Source organism: Enterobacter sp. DTU_2021_1002640_1_SI_PRY_ASU_LCPMC_013, from assembly GCF_032389435.1.
In the GTDB taxonomy this organism is placed as follows: Bacteria; Pseudomonadota; Gammaproteobacteria; order Enterobacterales; family Enterobacteriaceae; genus Enterobacter; species Enterobacter hormaechei_C.
The window spans coordinates 3,341,768-3,360,357 of sequence record NZ_CP135594.1 but is presented as its reverse complement, the minus strand read 5'-3'; the positions used below and the strand labels follow the sequence as shown (position 1 = coordinate 3,360,357).

At 58.2% G+C, this 18,590-nt stretch carries 14 protein-coding genes; 7 read left to right on the top strand and 7 right to left on the bottom strand.

What is annotated here, in order from left to right; genetic code table 11:
* The first annotated feature begins 1 nt into the window (after position 1).
* The 4 genes from tctD (at position 2) to RS584_RS16030 (ending at position 4,037) form a co-directional block, all read left to right on the top strand.
* Positions 2-676, top strand: a complete 675-nt coding sequence (tctD, locus tag RS584_RS16045; RefSeq protein WP_193042312.1) for a transcriptional regulator TctD — start codon at positions 2-4, stop codon at positions 674-676.
* A complete protein-coding gene (locus tag RS584_RS16040; protein ID WP_315748328.1) occupies positions 663-2,072 on the top strand; it encodes a sensor histidine kinase in 1,410 nt (469 codons plus the stop codon). Before tctD ends, RS584_RS16040 begins: the two co-directional genes overlap by 14 nt.
* 128 nt (positions 2,073-2,200) lie before the next feature.
* Positions 2,201-2,743 (top strand): YfaZ family outer membrane protein, encoded by a 543-nt coding sequence (locus tag RS584_RS16035; protein WP_003859436.1) that lies wholly within the window; start codon positions 2,201-2,203, stop codon positions 2,741-2,743.
* A 94-nt stretch (positions 2,744-2,837) separates the two neighbouring features.
* Positions 2,838-4,037 carry a nicotinamide mononucleotide deamidase-related protein YfaY gene (locus RS584_RS16030; RefSeq protein ID WP_017693016.1) on the top strand — a complete coding sequence of 400 codons (1,200 nt, stop codon included), beginning with the start codon at positions 2,838-2,840 and terminating at the stop codon, positions 4,035-4,037.
* Between the two features lie 31 nt (positions 4,038-4,068).
* On the opposite strand, the gene glpC is transcribed toward RS584_RS16030, so the two are convergent.
* From glpC to glpA, 3 genes are read right to left on the bottom strand one after another with little or no spacing between them, the layout of a single operon-like run.
* Positions 4,069-5,253, bottom strand: coding sequence for an anaerobic glycerol-3-phosphate dehydrogenase subunit GlpC (gene glpC / locus RS584_RS16025; RefSeq protein WP_315748327.1), 1,185 nt, complete (start codon positions 5,251-5,253; stop codon positions 4,069-4,071).
* The gene (gene glpB / locus RS584_RS16020; protein WP_193042310.1) at positions 5,250-6,467 is read right to left on the bottom strand and encodes a glycerol-3-phosphate dehydrogenase subunit GlpB; all 1,218 of its coding nucleotides are present in this window, start codon (positions 6,465-6,467) and stop codon (positions 5,250-5,252) included. The genes glpC and glpB overlap by 4 nt, the downstream gene beginning before the upstream one ends.
* Complete coding sequence (gene glpA / locus RS584_RS16015) at positions 6,457-8,085, bottom strand: anaerobic glycerol-3-phosphate dehydrogenase subunit A (RefSeq protein WP_193042309.1); 1,629 nt, start codon at positions 8,083-8,085, stop codon at positions 6,457-6,459. Before glpA ends, glpB begins: the two co-directional genes overlap by 11 nt.
* A 250-nt stretch (positions 8,086-8,335) precedes the next feature.
* On the opposite strand from glpA, the gene glpT reads away from it, so the two are divergent.
* Complete coding sequence (gene glpT, locus RS584_RS16010; RefSeq protein ID WP_023295074.1) at positions 8,336-9,688, top strand: glycerol-3-phosphate transporter; 1,353 nt, start codon at positions 8,336-8,338, stop codon at positions 9,686-9,688.
* An 11-nt stretch (positions 9,689-9,699) separates the two neighbouring features.
* Positions 9,700-10,758 carry a glycerophosphodiester phosphodiesterase gene (gene glpQ, locus RS584_RS16005; protein ID WP_315748326.1) on the top strand — a complete coding sequence of 353 codons (1,059 nt, stop codon included), beginning with the start codon at positions 9,700-9,702 and terminating at the stop codon, positions 10,756-10,758.
* A gap of 102 nt (positions 10,759-10,860) precedes the next feature.
* Here the strand turns inward: glpQ and yfaE are convergent, their stop codons facing one another.
* From yfaE to ubiG, 4 genes are all read right to left on the bottom strand, one after another.
* Positions 10,861-11,115 (bottom strand): class I ribonucleotide reductase maintenance protein YfaE, encoded by a 255-nt coding sequence (gene yfaE, locus RS584_RS16000; RefSeq protein WP_003859419.1) that lies wholly within the window; start codon positions 11,113-11,115, stop codon positions 10,861-10,863.
* Positions 11,115-12,245: a class Ia ribonucleoside-diphosphate reductase subunit beta gene (gene nrdB / locus RS584_RS15995; protein ID WP_026080618.1), complete on the bottom strand. Its 1,131-nt coding sequence runs from the start codon at positions 12,243-12,245 to the stop codon at positions 11,115-11,117. Before nrdB ends, yfaE begins: the two co-directional genes overlap by 1 nt.
* Positions 12,246-12,353: 108 nt before the next feature.
* Positions 12,354-14,639, bottom strand: a complete 2,286-nt coding sequence (nrdA, locus tag RS584_RS15990; RefSeq protein ID WP_023295072.1) for a class 1a ribonucleoside-diphosphate reductase subunit alpha — start codon at positions 14,637-14,639, stop codon at positions 12,354-12,356.
* 349 nt (positions 14,640-14,988) lie between these two features.
* Complete coding sequence (gene ubiG / locus RS584_RS15985; protein ID WP_006811346.1) at positions 14,989-15,717, bottom strand: bifunctional 2-polyprenyl-6-hydroxyphenol methylase/3-demethylubiquinol 3-O-methyltransferase UbiG; 729 nt, start codon at positions 15,715-15,717, stop codon at positions 14,989-14,991.
* Between the two features lie 146 nt (positions 15,718-15,863).
* Here ubiG and gyrA point away from each other — a divergent pair, with 146 nt between their 5' ends.
* Positions 15,864-18,500: a DNA topoisomerase (ATP-hydrolyzing) subunit A gene (gene gyrA, locus RS584_RS15980; protein WP_015572288.1), complete on the top strand. Its 2,637-nt coding sequence runs from the start codon at positions 15,864-15,866 to the stop codon at positions 18,498-18,500.
* Positions 18,501-18,590: the final 90 nt, after the last annotated feature.

Here is an 18,590-nt window from a genome sequence, read left to right as displayed (position 1 = left end):
TATGCGTCTCTTACTGGCGGAAGATAATCGTGAGCTGGCTCACTGGCTGGAAAAAGCGCTGGTACAAAACGGATTTGCCGTGGATTGCGTTAACGATGGACGGGCGGCCGATCATCTTTTGCAGGGAGAAAACTATGCCGTCGCGATCCTTGATATCGGCATGCCCGGCTTCGACGGGCTGGAGGTGGTGCATCGCCTGAGAAAGCGCGGGCAGACGCTGCCGGTGCTGTTTCTTACCGCCCGCAGCAACGTTGCAGACAGGGTGAAGGGGCTGAATGCCGGGGCGGATGACTACCTGCCGAAACCGTTCGAGCTGGAGGAGCTTGATGCCCGCCTGCGCGCGCTGCTGCGCCGCAGCGAAGGACGAACCCAGGAGCGCCAGCGGCTGGGAGAGCTGGAGTACGATGATGAAGGCTTTTTTCTGCTGCGCGATGAATCCCTTTCCCTCACGCCGCGCGAACTCTCTTTGCTGAAGGTGCTGATGCACCGCCGGACCCGTCCCGTCTCCCGGCAACAGCTTTTCGACCAGGTGTTCAGCCTGAACGACGACGTCAGCCCCGAGAGCATCGATCTCTATATTCACCGCCTGCGCAAGAAGCTGACCGGCAGCGGGGTGCGGATCACCACCCTCCGGGGGCTGGGCTACGTGCTGGAGTGCGGCGATGAGGTGGGTTAAGCCGCAGTCGCTTTACCTGCAACTTTTGCTTTTTCTGGGTTTGCCGCTGCTGCTGTTATGGGGGCTGTCAGCCTTTAACAGCTACGTTAGCGCGTTACAGGCGGCGACGCAGGCCTATGACCGCACGCTGTTATCCTCGGCGCGCACGGTGTCAGAGCGGCTGGTGGTGCACAACGGCAAGCTCCAGGTGAACGTGCCCTGGGTCGTGCTCGACAGCTTCGAGCTGAACATGAACGATCGCCTCTATTACAAGGTCGTGGACCCTGACGGGCGGACGATCTCCGGCTACGACGATCTGCCGAATATGCCTCCCTCCACGTCGCGCACTACACACTATCCGGCGCTGGCGTGGTTTTATCATACCGAGTATCGCGGGCAGGCGATCCGCGTGGCGAAGCTGCTCCAGCCGGTTAACGAGGACAGTGTATTCGGGATGGCGGAGATCTACGTCGCCGAAACCTTGCAGTCGCGGCGCTATCTGGCCACTCAGCTGCTGTTTTCCTCGCTCGTGTCGCAGGGGCTGCTGGTGCTGCTGACGCTGGTCCTGACCGCCTGGCTGCTGCGTCGCGTGCTGCGCCCGATGCGGCAGCTCTCTTCGCTGATGGTGCGCCGTGAGCCCGGGCTGCTGGCCCCGCTGCCGGAGCTGCTGCCCTGGTCGGAAACGCGGCTGCTGATTGTGGCATTTAACCGCTATATCGACAGGTTACGTGGCGTGCTTTCGCGGCAGGCGCGCTTTAATGCCGACGCCTCACACCAGCTCAAAACGCCGCTGGCGGTGCTGAAAACCCAGGTATCGGTTGCCCTGACGCGTAACGATCCGGCCCTGTGGCAGGAGAGCTTACGGGCGATGAACGTCACGCTGGATAACACCATCGTGCTGACGGAAAGGCTGTTGCAGCTTTCGGCGGTGAAGCGAAAAGAGCAGGGGGAGCGACAGTTTGCGTCTGTCGATCTGGTACAGGTGGTGCAAAACTGCTGCTTTTCCCGGCTGGCGCAGGCGCGCAGCAAGGGTATCGATCTCGGTTATGACGGCGTACAGCAGCCGGTAATGATTGAGGGGGATGACGTGCTGCTGGGCGAACTTTGCGCCAACCTGCTGGAGAACGCGATCAAATACACCCCGGAGCAGGGCGTCGTGACGGTGTACCTGCGCACAGACCACGATGCCGTTGAGCTGAGCGTGGAGGACAGCGGACCGGGTATTGCTGAAGACCAGATCTCCCAGGCCATGCTGCCGTTTCATCGGCTGGATAACGTGGGCGATGCCGCCGGGTCCGGCATTGGCCTGGCGCTGGCTAACGATATTGCCCGCCTGCACCGCAGCCATCTTCAGCTAATGCCCAGTGAAAATCTGGGTGGGCTGAGCGTGAAAATGCGCTTTCTGATGCTGGTATAAATGCCGATATTATCAAATCGTTACAAACTAATTGCCCGCCGCACGCGGAGTCCATTGATCACACAGGCAGTCAGGTTAAAATCTCGCGGTTTTGGACATCTCTGAATAAATTGTGCGGGATCACGACAATGAAAAAAGTGGCATTAATGGGCTTAAGCGGCCTGATGTTTGTTTCAGCAGCGGCAAACGCAATTTCCTTCAACGGCTCGGCGGGACAAGATTATACCCATCTGGGCTTTGGTCTTGGCACGGATAGCGCAGGCCTGGCAATGACCGGCGGCTGGACGCACAACGACGACGATGGGGATGCGGCAAGCCTGGGCCTCGGCTTCAACGTGCCGTTGGGTCCCTTCCTGGCGACCGTCGGCGGTAAAGGCATTTACACCAACCCGAACGACGGCGACGAAGGCTACGCGGCGGCAGTGGGTGGCGGCTTGCAGTGGAAAATTGGCGACAGCTTTGGCCTGTTCGGTGAGTACTACTACTCCCCGGATTCCCTCTCCAGCGGTATCGACAGCTATCAGGAAGCTAATGCCGGCGCGCGCTGGACCATCATGCGTCCGATCACCATCGAAGCGGGCTATCGCTATCTGAACCTGGCCGGTAAAGACGGCAACCGCGACAACGCCCTGGCAGACGGTCCGTACGTCGGCGTTAGCGCCGGTTTCTAATCCTCTCGGCGCGGCGTTCAGTCGCGCCAGTTTCTCTCTTCCCACGGTCTTCGATTGCGCTATAGTGTTTTGACCATTGAAATGGGAGAACACAATGATAAATGTGGAAATGTTATCCACTGGCGACGAAGTGCTGCATGGGCAAATCATTGATACCAATGCCGCCTGGCTCGCCGATCTCTTCTTTGAGCAAGGATTACCGTTAACGCGCCGCAACACCGTAGGTGACAATCTTGAGTCGCTGGTCAACGTTCTTCGCGAGCGCAGCGAACGCTGCGATGTGCTGATTGTGAACGGCGGGCTGGGACCCACCAGCGACGATCTCAGCGCGCTGGCCGCTGCCACGGCCAAAGGCGAAGGCCTGGTCCTGCACGAGGCGTGGCTGGCGCAGATGGAGCGCTTTTTCTCCGGGCGTGGCCGCGTGATGGCCCCCAGCAACCGCAAGCAGGCTGAAATTCCCGCCAGCGCGGAACTGATTGATAACCCGGTTGGCACCGCCTGCGGGTTTGCCGTTCAACTGAACCGCTGCCTGATGTTCTTCACCCCGGGCGTGCCGTCGGAATTTAAAGTGATGGTCGAGCAGCAGATCCTGCCGCGCCTGCGCGCGCGCTTCACGCTGCCTGAACCGCCGCTGTGCCTGCGTCTGACCACCTTTGGTCGCTCGGAAAGCGATCTGGCCCAGAGCCTCGATCACCTGCAACTGCCTCCCGGCGTGTCGATGGGCTATCGCTCCTCCATGCCGATTATTGAACTGAAGCTGACCGGACCGGCGTCAGAGAAAGCCGCCATGCTGGCGCTGTGGCCGGAAGTGCAGCGCGTCGCCGGGGAAAGCCTGATTTTCGAAGGAACGGAAGGGCTGCCGGCGCAGATCGCAGCGCATTTGCAGTCCCGCCAGCTGAGCGTGACGTTAAGCGAGCAGTTTACCGGTGGGCTTCTGGCGCTTCAGCTTACCCGGGCGGGTGCGCCGCTGCTGGCCAGTGAAGTGGTGCCGTTCCAGCAGGAGACGCTGGCGCAGACGGCGCGCTGGGCGTCCGAGCGCAGAGTGAAGCATTTCGCCGGGCTGGCGCTGTTTGTGGGCGGGCTGGATGAGGAGCACCTCAACTTTGCCCTGGCAACGCCGGAAGGGACGCACGCCCTGCGGGTCAGGATGAGCATTACCCGCCACAGCCTGGCCGTGCGTCAGGAGGTGTGCGCGATGATGGCGCTGAACATGCTGCGCCGCTGGCTGAACGGGAAAGAGGTCGCCAGCGAGCACGGCTGGATCAACGTCGTCGAATCGCTGTTCGTGGAGTGAGAGTGTGCCGGGGCCGTGTCCCCGGCAACGGTTACGCCAGCGCTTTTGCCAGCAAGGTAATGGGATGTTCACAGCGTTTGCTGGTGGACATCTCGATCTGCCACTTGCAGGTTTCGCAGTCCGTCACCACGATATCTGCGGCGCTCTCTTCAATCTGCCGGAACAGCGGCGCGCCAATGGCCTGTGACGTTGGGTAGTTTTCACGCTTGAAGCCGTACGTGCCTGCGATGCCGCAGCAGCGTGAGTCCAGCACCGTCAGCTCCAGCCCGGGGATCAGCCGCAGCAGCTCAAGCGTATAGATCGACCAGCCCATCTTCTCCATATGACATGGCGTGTGATACACCACCTTCAGCGGCAATTTGCCCAGCGGTAACGTCTGCCCGCTGTCCAGTTTGCGCCAGAGAAAACGGGTCGCCAGCTCAATGTGCTCGCGCAGGCCGGTGTTATCCACCTCCAGCAGATGCGGATATTCATCGCGCAGCGTGAAGGTACAGGTTGACGACGTCGCCAGTACCGGTATCCGTTTGTCGACGATCGCCTCACGTAAAGAGGTGACGTTGCTGCTCGCCTGCTTGCGCGCTTTGTCGATGAAGCCGTTGGCAATCAGCGGAACGCCGCAGCACTTTTCTTTGCTCAGCAGCTGAACGCCCGTTCCCATGGCGTTCAGCACTTTCAGCAGGTCTTTCCCCAGCTGCGGATGGTTGTAGTTCACGTAGCAGCCGTGGAAGAAGGCGACCTGCTCAGCGAACTGCGCCTGTTCTGCTGCCACGGATTTATACCAGCGGCGGAAGGTGCCGTGAGAATATTTCGGCAGACTGCGGTGATGGTCGATTTTGAGCGTCGCATCCAGCAGCCTGCGCACCGGCTTCAGGGCGGTGGCGGCATTGACGACCGGCGCGAAAGGCGTCGAGAGGCTACCCATCAGATCGGTGTGGCTCAGTATCGCGTCACGCAGCGTCGGTTTTTGCGTACTGTAGCGGGCGCGCTGGATGATATCGCCTATTTTCACGTCCGACGGGCAGGCAACTTCGCAGCGTTTGCAGTTGATGCAGTATTTCAGCGCCTCGTCGTAGAGCGCGCCATCCTTCAGGCGCAGACGTTCCCCGTCGGGACCGGCCTGTTTCGGGCCGGGATAGCGCGGATCGACGCCGCTGACCGGGCAAACCGTGGTGCAGACCGTGCATTTGATACAGCTTTCAAATCGGGTGTCGTTCATTGTGCTCCCTCCCTGCGCTGGATAATCTGCTCCGCGACATACAGCGCGGTGACGGCGCAGACGCCGCCACCGCAGCCCTGCGCCACGGGATCGTACCCGCCCAGAACCGAGCCGATGGCGTAAAGATTTTCAACCGGTTCCCCGCCCAGCCGCGGGCGCAGTTGGCTGTCGACGATCACGCCGAACTGCTGCCAGGGCTGCGGGGTGAAGAAATCGCTTTGATACCAGTCCGCGCGGGAAGCGCTTTGCCGGACGTCCAGACCGAGGATCGCCTCACGCACGCCATCCCGGCTGCTCAGCAGACCGTTACTGAAGAAACTGCCGCTTGCCAGCACCGTATAGCGTGCGCGAAGCGGGATGTCGCCGTGGTTGCGGGTCCAGATTTCGCTTACCGCGCCCTCAGCCAGGGTGATTTTTTTCACCTCGTCGCCTGCCATCCAGACGCCACCCTGGGCAACAAACTGACGCTGAAGCTGGGTGTGCAGACGAATGCCGGGCACGGAAGGGGGGAGCGTCGGCAGTAAACCGAGCGTACAGGGCAGGCGCGCCGAGAGCCAGCGCCAGAGCCGGTTGTCCGTTAAGCCAAAACAGGCGGGCATAAACAGGGCGTCGCAGGTCTCGCCGAGCGGTTGAAGCGCCGCGTACAGCTGCGGCCAGTAACTTTCATTATCCAGCAGGCGGGCAATGTTCACCGCACGAAACTCGCTGGGGTTTTCGCGCAGCACGTCGAGTTCAGGGAGGTCAATCTCCGCCGTATCCACCTGAACACCCTGCTGTCTGAGAGACGCGACGGCCAGATGCGGCTGGAAATCGAGGAAGCCGCTGATCCCCACCACCCGCACGCGCTCGGCAGCGATGGGGGCGACAGGCACCTCTTCCGGGCTAAGCCAGGCGGCGCGCAGGGTGCCGAGCGGCGTGACGCGCTGATGATTTTGCTCGGCGTCACCCTGCATGCGTGCGCCGCAGGTGGTGAGCAGGTGTTCGGTTTCGCAGGCAAAGCGGGCCATATTCTCTGCGCCCGTCAGGCGGTAGGGATGTTCAGGCGGCAGATCGGCGAACGATAGCGCGCCCAGTAAATCCAGCGAGCCGGAGGAGAAGTGCAGGGCACTCTGACCGCGAGTAACAATGGCGCAGCGCAGACCCCGCTGCGTCAGTTTGAGGCCGCACAGCAGGCCCGCCAGCCCCCCACCCACAATCACGGTATCAAATTTCATGGTTGTGCTCCTTCTCCAGACCGCAAAGCCCCTGATAGACCCAGCGGGTAAACTCGCTTTCGCGCAGGGCATCGCCCCAGGCGACGGGCTGAATGCCTTTCCAGCGCTCGTTTAAAAAATCGCTGAGCTGGGCAAGCGACTGGGTTGACGTGGTGGCGTGAAAACGTTGCAGCAGCCCGGCGGCACGGCAGGCGCACAGCTCCCCCTGACAGGTGCCCATCCCGACGCGCGTGCGGCGGCGTAAATCGAGCAGGTTGTTCACCGTCAGGTTTTCCACGGCATACTGCACCTCGCCTGCGGTCACGGCTTCGCATTCGCACACCAGGCTGCGGCTGAGTCGCCCTTCACCGAGCCAGGTTGGGGTGCGGTCGCCGTGGCGGTAAATCGCCGAACCGCGAAGCGGGGCAGGGAGTGAAATGATCTTGTGCAGCGTTTTTTCTGTCGATTGCTGCGAGCCGGGCAGAGCCTGTTCCGCCGTCACGCACGGCGTGGTGTTGCCGAGCTTACGGCAGATGGCATCGGTGGCCCACTGGGCCATCAGCCGGTAGGTCATCAGCTTGCCGCCGGTAATGGTGATAAACCCGTCCATGCCGTCGCGTTCGGCGTGATCGAGCAGCACGATGCCGCGGCTGACGTTACGCCCGCTCGGATCGTTATCGCTGGCGACGAGGGGACGCACGCCCGCGTAGGCACGCAGAATACGCGTCTGCGCCATCACCGGGGCCAGCTTTTCCCCTTCGCGCAGCAGGATATCCACCTCTTCAGCGGTAACGCGGTTGTAATCAATTTCGCTGTAGTCCACATGCATTGAGGTCGTGCCGATTAACGAAATGGTGTCCCCCGGCACGAGGATATCGGCGTCAGACGGTTTACGGCAGCGGTTGATGACATGGTTATTGATGCGGTGGTCGAGGATCAGCAGCGAGCCTTTCGCCGGGAACATGCGCACCGACAGGTCCGCGTATTCCGCGATGCGCTGGCCCCAGATCCCCGCCGCGTTGACCACGACGGCGGCATACAGCTCGCGGTGTTCGTTGTACTGCGCATCAAACACGCGCACTCCGCGCACGGTATTACCTTCACGAATAAGCCCGGTGACGTGATGCCCGGTCAGGATCTGGGCGCCATGTTCCCGCGCGTCGAGCATATTGGCGGCGGTCAGGCGGAAAGGATCAACGGTTCCGTCCGGTACTTTTACCGCGCCCAGTAACGCCGGGTTTACCGAGGGTTCAAGTCGGCGCGCCTGCGCAGGATCGATCGCCTCGGCCTGAATGCCTGCCGCCGTGCACGCGGTGATAAAGGTTTGCTGAAAGCCGAGGTCATCTTCTGGAAGGGTGATAAAAAGACCGTTGGTCGGTTCAACGCAGTGGCGGGCGATGCGCCTGAGGATCTGGTTTTCAGCGATACACTCGCGCGCTGACTCAGCGTCAGTGACCGCATAGCGGGCGCCGCTGTGCAACAGACCGTGGTTACGTCCCGTCGCGCCGGTGGCGATATCGTGGCGTTCCAGAAGCGTGACGCTCAATCCCCGCAGGGCGCAGTCGCGTGCGATGCCGGCGCCCGTCGCGCCACCGCCAATGATAATCACATCGCTGAAGCGTGGATCGTGAATTGTCATTGCCTTTCCTCTATGTTCGTTTTTTAGCATTTAGCCACATTGATCGTGTGGTTTGTTTGATTTCGAACATAAACGCGCGAAATTCGAAAGTGAAACGTGATTTCATGCGCTTTTTTGCGCATTCTGTCATATTTCTGTAACAATCTGTGCGTTGATTCACAGTAACATTCACCGTGATTTCTTAACATCGCCGCCTCTGTAGCCGGGCGCGAGATGCCCGGTCATTTTTTGAAAGGCCACGGAGGCTGTTATGCTCAGTATCTTTAAACCTGCGCCACATCGGGCGCGACTGCCAGAGGCAGAGATTGATCCTCTCTACCGCCGTCTGCGTTGGCAAATCTTCCTCGGGATCTTCTTCGGGTATGCGGCGTACTATCTGGTACGTAAAAACTTTGCGCTCGCCATGCCGTACCTGGTGGAGCAGGGCTTCTCTCGCGGCGATCTGGGATTTGCGCTGTCGGGGATCTCCATCGCGTACGGTTTTTCGAAGTTCATTATGGGGTCGGTGTCGGATCGTTCGAATCCGCGCGTGTTCCTGCCCGCCGGTCTGATCCTCGCGGCAGCGGTGATGCTGTTCATGGGCTTTGTGCCGTGGGCGACCTCCAGCATTGCCATCATGTTCGTGCTGCTGTTCCTCTGCGGCTGGTTCCAGGGGATGGGATGGCCGCCATGCGGACGCACCATGGTTCACTGGTGGTCACAGAAAGAGCGTGGTGGAATTGTATCGGTCTGGAACTGTGCGCATAACGTCGGGGGCGGGCTTCCGCCGCTGCTGTTCCTGCTGGGGATGGCCTGGTTCAACGACTGGCACGCGGCGCTCTACATGCCTGCCTTTGGCGCCATTCTGGTGGCGATTATCGCCTTCGCTCTGATGCGCGACACCCCACAGTCCTGCGGCCTGCCGCCGATTGAAGAGTACAAAAACGACTACCCGGATGATTACAGCGAGAAGCACGAAGAAGAGCTGACGGCAAAGCAGATCTTCATGAAGTATGTGCTGCCAAACAAGCTGCTGTGGTACATCGCGGTGGCGAACGTATTTGTCTACCTGCTGCGTTACGGCATCCTCGACTGGTCGCCAACCTACCTGAAAGAGGTGAAGCACTTCGCGCTGGATAAATCCTCCTGGGCCTATTTCCTGTATGAATACGCGGGCATTCCCGGCACGCTGATCTGCGGCTGGATGTCGGACAAAGTGTTTAAGGGCAACCGTGGGGCGACGGGCGTGTTCTTTATGACGCTGGTCACCATCGCGACGGTCATTTACTGGCTAAACCCGCCGGGTAATCCGGGTGTGGATATGGCCTGTATGATCGTCATCGGCTTCCTGATTTATGGTCCGGTGATGCTGATTGGTCTGCATGCCCTGGAGCTGGCGCCGAAGAAAGCGGCAGGCACGGCGGCAGGCTTTACCGGTCTGTTTGGCTACCTCGGCGGTTCAGTGGCGGCAAGTGCCATCGTCGGTTACACCGTCGACTTCTTCGGCTGGGACGGCGGCTTTATGGTAATGATTGGCGGCAGCGTGCTGGCTGTTCTGCTGCTGGTTGTTGTGATGATTGGTGAAAAACGTCACCACGCCGAAGTGCTGGCGCGTCGTCAATAAGGAGCATTGCGATGAAATTAACTCAGTTAGCGACAGGTCTGCTGCTGGCGGGCCTGATGACAAGCTCCGCGCTGGCGGCGGATAAGATCGTGATCGCCCACCGTGGCGCCAGCGGTTATCTGCCGGAGCATACGCTGCCGGCAAAAGCGATGGCCTATGCCCAGGGCGCGGATTATCTGGAGCAGGATCTGGTGATGACGAAGGACGACCAGCTGGTCGTTCTGCATGACCACTATCTTGACCGCGTGACGGACGTGGCGGAGCGTTTCCCGGATCGCGCCCGTAAAGATGGTCGCTACTACGCCATCGACTTCACGCTGGCGGAGGTCCGCTCGCTGAAGTTTACCGAGGGCTTCGAGATTGAAAACGGTAAGAAGGTACAGGTCTATCCGGGACGTTTCCCGATGGGCAAGTCTGACTTCCGTATTCACACCTTCGAAGAGGAGATCGAGTTTGTTCAGGGGCTGAACCACTCGACAGGCAAAAATATCGGTATCTACCCGGAAATCAAAGCGCCATGGTTCCACCATCAGGAAGGGAAGGACATTGCCGCGAAGACGCTGGAGGTACTGAAAAAGTACGGCTACACCAGCAAGCAGGATAAGGTTTTCCTGCAATGTTTCGACGCCGCGGAACTGAAGCGCATCAAAACCGAGCTGGAGCCGAAAATGGGGATGGATCTCAATCTGGTGCAGCTGATTGCGTATACCGACTGGAATGAAACCCAGGAAAAACAGCCGGACGGGAACTGGGTGAACTACAGCTACGACTGGATGTTTAAGCCGGGCGCGATGAAGCAGATTGCGCAGTACGCCGACGGCATCGGGCCGGATTACCACATGCTGGTGGCGGAAGGCTCAACGCCAGGTCACGTGAAGCTGACGGCGATGGTGAAAGAGGCGCATGCGAGCAAGATGCAGGTGCATCCGTATACCGTACGCGCAGACCAGCTGCCGGAGTATGCGACGGACGTGAATCAGCTTTACGACGTGCTGTATAACCAGGCGGGCGTGGACGGGTTGTTTACGGATTTCCCGGATAAAGCGGTCGAATTCATTCACCGGAAGTAGGTTTGTAGGTCGGGTAAGGCGAAGCCGCCACCCGACAATCAGGCTCTGCGGCCTGATGCCCTCACCCTAACCCTCTCCCACAGGGAGAGGGGACAAGGGCAATCACATCTCGATCTCAATATCGCCTTTTGCCCGGCAGCAGCAGGGCAAAATTTCCCCTTCACTGATAAAGGCCAGCGGTTCGGTCAGCCAGTCTACCTGGCCTGCGACCAGACGGCAGCGGCAGGAGCCGCAGTAGCCTTCACGACACTGGTACTCTACTTCTACCTGATGCGCTTCAAGCGCCACCAGCAGAGAAGGGTGCTCTTCCTGGCACAACACCTCTGTACCAGAAAGGCTCAGCGTTACGCGGCTCATCAGAGCTGGAAATCGCTCAGGTCGTCGGTGTTGACTTCAGAATCAATCTGACCGACCAGATAAGAACTCACTTCCACTTCCTGCGGCGCAACCTGCACGTTATCGGACACCAGCCAGGTGTTGATCCACGGAATCGGGTTAGAGCGCGTCTGGAACGGCAGATCGAGACCCACAGCCTGCATGCGGATGTTGGTGATGTACTCAACGTACTGGCACAGAATGTCTTTGTTCAGGCCAATCATGGAGCCGTCGCGGAACAGGTAGTCTGCCCACTCTTTCTCCTGCTGGGCGGCCAGCACGAAAAGGTCATAGCATTCCTGCTTGCACTCTTCGGCAATCGCAGCCATTTCCGGGTCGTCCGCGCCGCTGCGCAGCAGGTTCAGCATGTGCTGAGTTCCGGTCAGATGCAGGGCTTCGTCACGGGCGATCAGGCGGATGATTTTGGCGTTGCCTTCCATCAGCTTGCGCTCGGCAAAGGCGAAGGAGCAGGCGAAGCTCACGTAGAAGCGGATCGCTTCCAGCGCGTTAACGCTCATCAGGCACAGGTACAGCTGCTTTTTCAGGGCCCGCAGGTTTACGGTAATGGTTTTGCCGTTCACGTTATGCGTGCCTTCGCCCAGCAGATGCCAGTAGCTGGTCATCTCGATCAGCTCATCGTAGTAGTGCGCAATGCCTTCCGCGCGCTTCTGGATCTGCTCGTTGGTGACGATATCGTCAAACACCACCGCCGGATCGTTCACGATGTTGCGGATGATGTGGGTGTAAGAGCGGGAGTGGATCGTCTCGGAGAACGCCCAGGTTTCTACCCAGGTTTCCAGCTCAGGAATCGAGATCAGCGGCAGCAGCGCCACGTTCGGACTACGGCCCTGAATGGAGTCCAGCAGCGTCTGGTACTTCAGGTTGCTGAGGAAGATGTGCTTTTCGTGTTCCGGCAGCGCCTGGAAATCGATACGGTCGCGGGAAACGTCAACTTCTTCCGGACGCCAGAAGAAGGAGAGTTGCTTTTCAATCAGCTTTTCGAAGATGTCATATTTTTGCTGATCGTAGCGTGCCACGTTGACCGGCTGGCCGAAGAACATCGGCTCTTTGAGCTGGTCGTTTTTCGTCTGTGAAAAGGTGGTATATGCCATTGCGGTGAGTCCTGTGGTGTTATTTCCCCTCACCCCGGCCCTCTCCCACAGGGAGAGGGGGAAAGAGTTCCCTCTCCCTGTGGGAGAGGGTTAGGGTGAGGGAATTTATTAGATCTTACATGCGCCGCTTTCGCAGCCATCGTCCTGAATTGACGGCACCAGGTCGTCCTGGGCGTCTTCCGCACCATCACGGGTATTGTGATAGTACAGCGTTTTCACGCCAAATTTGTAGGCGGTGAGCAGGTCTTTCAGCAGTTGCTGCATCGGAACCTTGCCAGACGGGAAGCGCGTCGGGTCGTAGTTGGTATTGGCAGAGATCGACTGGTCGATAAACTTCTGCATGATACCCACCAGTTGCAGATAGCCGTCGTTGTTTGGCATTTCCCACAGCAGCTCGTAGTTGTCACCCAGCGTTTCGTAATCCGGCACCACCTGACGCAGCACGCCGTCTTTCGACGCTTTGATGCTGACGTGGCCGCGCGGTGGCTCAATACCGTTGGTGGCGTTGGAGATCTGCGAAGAGGTCTCGGACGGCATCAGGGCAGAGAGCGTGGAGTTACGCAGGCCGTGAGTTTTAATGGACTCGCGCAGGCCTTCCCAGTCGAGGTGCAGCGGCTCGCTGACGATCGCATCCAGGTCTTTTTTGTAGGTGTCGATCGGCAGAATGCCTTTCGCGTAGGTGGTTTCGTTGAACCACGGGCACGCGCCTTGCTCTTTCGCCAGCTCGTTAGAGGCTTTCATCAGGTAGTATTGGATCGCTTCGAACGTCTGGTGCGTCAGATTGTTGGCGCTGCCGTCGGAGTAACGCTTGCCGTTTTTCGCCAGCCAGTAGGCGAAGTTGATCACGCCGATACCTAAAGTGCGACGGCCCATTGCACCGCGTTTTGCCGCCGGGATTGGGTAATCCTGGTAATCCAGCAGGGCGTCGAGCGCACGAACCGCCAGCACGGCCAGCTCTTCCAGCTCGTCCAGGCTCTTAATCGCACCCAGGTTGAACGCAGACAGCGTACAGAGCGCAATTTCACCGTTTTCGTCGTTCACGTCTTCCAGCGGTTTGGTCGGCAGGGCGATCTCGAGGCACAGGTTAGACTGGCGCACTGGGGCAACCACCGGGTCAAACGGGCTGTGGGTGTTGCAGTGGTCCACGTTCTGGATGTAGATACGACCGGTAGAAGCACGTTCCTGCATCATCAGGGAGAACAGGTCTACCGCCTTCACGCGCTGCTTGCGGATGCTGTCGTCTTTTTCGTATTTGGTGTACAGACGTTCGAACTCGTCCTGATCGGCAAAGAACGCATCGTACAGGCCCGGGACGTCGGACGGGCTGAACAGGGTGATATCTTCCCCTTTCAGCAGACGGGTGTACATCAGCTTGTTGATCTGCACGCCGTAGTCCATGTGACGCACGCGGTTGCCTTCCACGCCGCGGTTGTTCTTCAGAACCAGCAGGCTTTCCACTTCCAGGTGCCACATCGGGTAGAACAGGGTCGCTGCACCACCACGCACGCCGCCCTGAGAGCAGGATTTTACTGCCGTCTGGAAGTGCTTGTAGAACGGAATACAGCCGGTGTGGAACGCTTCACCGCCGCGGATCGGGCTGCCCAGCGCACGGATACGGCCGGCGTTGATGCCGATACCGGCACGCTGGGAGACGTATTTCACGATGGCGCTGGAGGTCGCGTTGATGGAATCCAGGCTGTCACCACACTCGATCAGTACGCAGGAGCTGAACTGACGGGTAGGGGTACGCACGCCAGACATGATTGGCGTCGGCAGAGAAATCTTGAACGTAGAGACCGCATCGTAGAAACGCTTCACGTAGTCCAGACGGGTTTCACGCGGGTAATTAGAGAACAGGCAGGCGGCCACCAGAATATAGAGGAACTGGGCGCTCTCGTAGATTTCGCCCGTCACACGGTTCTGAACCAGGTATTTGCCTTCGAGCTGCTTCACCGCCGCGTAGGAGAAGTTCATGTCGCGCCAGTGATCGATAAACCCGTTCATCTGCTCGAACTCTTCTTCCGTATAGTCTTCCAGCAGATGCGTGTCGTATTTGCCCAGCTCGACCATTTTCACTACGTGATCGTAAAGCTTCGGCGGCTCGAACTGGCCGTAGGCTTTTTTACGCAGGTGGAAAATCGCCAGACGCGCAGCGAGGTACTGATAATCCGGTGCGTCGCGGGAGATCAGATCTGCCGCGGCTTTGATAATGGTTTCGTGGATATCAGACGTTTTGATGCCGTCGTAGAACTGAATGTGAGAACGCAGTTCAACCTGGGAGATAGATACGTTGTTCAGTCCTTCTGCTGCCCAGTCGAGAACTCGATGGATTTTGTCCAGATTGATACGCTCGGTGGTACCGTCGCGCTTTGTCACCAGCAGACTCTGATTCATGTGGGTTTTTACCTGTCCGTGAAATAAAAAAATATCCCCCGCTTATCCACAGAACCGTCTTGTGACTAACTCTGTGGATAAATACTACATATAGGGGTTTTGCGATAAGAAGAACGCTATATGGTGAGTATTCTAGTATCGAATCTTTTCAGCACAAGGGTTGATTTTGACGTTAAATTGAGGTTGTGAAAGGGTAAAAAAGGCTAAGTCCTCGTGCCGTAAGGCCTGGAAGAGATGTCAATAATTAAGAAAAAAAATTCAAAATTTGATCGAGTGCTGATTTCTTCAACGGGAGGTCAGAATTGCGCAACATGATGTCGCGCAATCATTATAAGAATAACGGATGACGTTAGTCGTTTTTGGCGGTTGTGTGCAACATATAGTTAACATCCACACCTGGGGCAAGTTTGAATTTATCCGTCAGCGGATTGTAGTGCAGACCCGTCATGTGCTGCTCCTTAAGCCATGTCTGGTCAACCCAGCCCAGCAGTTCGGCAGGCTTGATGAACTTCTTCACGTCGTGCGTCCCTTTCGGCACCATGCGCAGCACGTATTCCGCGCCTACCACGGCCATCAGCCAGGCTTTGCCGTTGCGGTTGATGGTCGAGAAGAAGACCTGTCCACCCGGTTTCACCAGTTTTGCACAGGCGCTGACCACCGACTGCGGATCGGGAACGTGCTCCAGCATCTCCATGCAGGTCACCACGTCATACTGGTGCGCATGTTTTGCCGCGTGCTCTTCCACGGTTTCCTGGACATATTCTACCTGTACGCCGGACTCCAGCGCATGAAGACGCGCAACCTGTAGAGGTTCGAAGCCCATGTCCAGACCGGTGACGGTGGCCCCTTCACGCGCCATACTTTCCGCCAGGATGCCGCCGCCGCAGCCGACGTCGAGCACTTTCTTACCGAACAGACCGCCGGAACGCTCCGCGATATAGCCCAGACGCAGCGGGTTAATACGATGCAGAGGTTTGAACTCACCTTCGAGATCCCACCAGCGGGACGCCACCGCTTCAAATTTGGCAATCTCTTCGTGGTCAACGTTGTGAGCCACCGGGGATTTTTCGGCATTCATGGGCGCTTTTACTCCTTATTTAGCAAGACAAATGAGTATATCAGGCAATCCCTGTGAATAAAGCGTATAGGTTTACCTGTATCACCGCGGCTGTGTTATAATTTGCGACCTTTGAATCCGGGATACAGTAGAGGGATAGCGGTTAGATGAGCGACCTTGCGAGAGAAATTACACCGGTTAACATCGAGGAAGAGCTGAAAAGCTCCTATCTGGACTATGCGATGTCGGTCATTGTTGGCCGTGCGCTGCCGGACGTCCGCGATGGCCTGAAGCCGGTACACCGTCGCGTACTATACGCCATGAACGTATTGGGCAATGACTGGAATAAAGCCTACAAAAAATCTGCCCGTGTCGTTGGTGACGTAATCGGTAAATACCATCCTCATGGTGATTCCGCGGTGTACGACACCATTGTCCGTATGGCGCAGCCCTTCTCGCTGCGTTACATGCTGGTAGATGGTCAGGGTAACTTTGGTTCTATCGACGGCGACTCCGCCGCGGCAATGCGTTATACGGAAATCCGTCTGGCGAAGATTGCCCATGAGCTGATGGCTGACCTGGAAAAAGAGACGGTTGATTTCGTTGATAACTACGACGGCACGGAAAAAATTCCTGACGTTATGCCAACGAAGATCCCAAACCTGCTGGTGAACGGTTCGTCCGGTATCGCCGTCGGTATGGCAACCAACATTCCACCGCACAATATCACGGAAGTGATTAACGGCTGCCTGGCCTACATTGACGATGAAGACATCAGCATTGAAGGGCTGATGGAACACATCCCGGGCCCGGACTTCCCGACGGCGGCAATCATCAATGGCCGTCGCGGTATTGAAGAAGCGTACCGCACCGGTCGCGGCAAGATTTACATCCGTGCCCGCGCCGAAGTGGAAGCGGACGCTAAAACCGGCCGTGAAACCATTATTGTTCACGAGATCCCGTATCAGGTGAACAAAGCGCGACTGATTGAAAAAATCGCCGAGCTGGTAAAAGAAAAACGCGTTGAAGGCATCAGCGCGCTGCGTGACGAGTCTGATAAAGACGGTATGCGCATCGTGATTGAAATCAAGCGCGACGCGGTGGGTGAAGTTGTGTTGAACAACCTTTACTCCCAGACTCAGCTTCAGGTCTCCTTCGGTATCAACATGGTTGCGCTGCACCATGGCCAGCCGAAGATCATGAACCTGAAAGAGATCCTGAGCGCGTTCGTGCGTCACCGCCGTGAAGTGGTGACCCGTCGTACCATCTTCGAACTGCGCAAAGCGCGCGACCGTGCCCATATCCTTGAAGCACTGGCCGTTGCGCTGGCGAACATCGACCCGATCATCGAGCTGATCCGCCGTGCGCCGACGCCGGCAGAAGCGAAGGCGTCGCTGGTTGCGCGTCCATGGGATCTGGGCAACGTGGCGGCAATGCTGGAACGTGCCGGTGATGACGCTGCGCGTCCTGAGTGGCTGGAACCGGAATTCGGCGTGCGTGACGGTCAGTACTACCTGACTGAACAGCAGGCCCAGGCGATTCTGGATCTGCGTTTGCAGAAACTGACCGGCCTTGAGCATGAAAAACTGCTCGACGAGTACAAAGAGCTGCTGGAGCAGATTGCCGAGCTGCTGCATATCCTGGGTAGCGCAGAGCGCCTGATGGAAGTGATCCGTGAAGAGCTGGAGCTGGTTCGCGATCAGTTCGGCGACGAGCGTCGCACCGAAATCACAGCCAATAGCTCTGATATCAACATTGAAGATCTGATCAACCGCGAAGACGTGGTAGTGACGCTGTCTCACCAGGGCTACGTGAAGTATCAGCCGTTGACCGACTACGAAGCACAGCGTCGTGGCGGTAAAGGCAAATCTGCGGCGCGTATTAAAGAAGAAGACTTCATTGACCGTCTGCTGGTGGCCAACACCCACGACACGATCCTCTGCTTCTCCAGCCGGGGCCGTCTGTACTGGATGAAAGTCTATCAGCTGCCGGAAGCGAGCCGTGGCGCGCGGGGTCGTCCTATCGTCAATCTGCTGCCGCTGGAAGCGAACGAACGTATCACCGCTATTCTGCCGGTACGCGAGTACGAAGAGGGCGTGAACGTCTTTATGGCGACCGCGAGCGGTACCGTGAAGAAAACCGCGCTGACCGAGTTCAGCCGTCCACGTTCTGCCGGGATCATCGCGGTGAACCTGAACGAAGGCGATGAGCTGATCGGCGTGGATCTGACCTCCGGTTCTGATGAAGTCATGCTGTTCTCTGCGGCCGGTAAAGTGGTGCGCTTTAAAGAGAACGCCGTGCGCGCAATGGGTCGTACGGCGACCGGCGTGCGTGGTATCAAGCTGGCGGGTGAAGACAGCGTGGTTTCCCTGATCGTTCCTCGTGGCGAAGGCGCAATCCTGACCGTCACCCAGAACGGCTACGGTAAACGTACGGCGGAAAGCGAATACCCGACCAAGTCACGCGGCACGCAGGGCGTTATCTCCATCAAAGTGACCGAGCGCAACGGTTCCGTTGTTGGCGCGGTGCAGGTGGACGACGCGGACCAGATCATGATGATCACCGATGCCGGTACGCTGGTGCGTACCCGCGTGTCTGAGATCAGCGTGGTGGGTCGTAACACCCAGGGCGTTATCCTCATCCGCACTGCGGAAGATGAAAACGTCGTCGGTCTGCAACGCGTTGCTGAGCCGGTGGATGACGAAGAGCTCGACTCTATCGACGGCAGCGTTGCGGAAGGGGATGATGAAATCGCCCCGGAAGCGGACACCGATGATGAAGCAGCGGATGACGCTGACGAGTAACGTCTCCTGACGCATAAAGGGCCGGTTTCCGGCCCTTTTGTTTTGCGCAAGCAGACAAGTGAACGTTGCGACAAGCCGCGTTTACCGCTA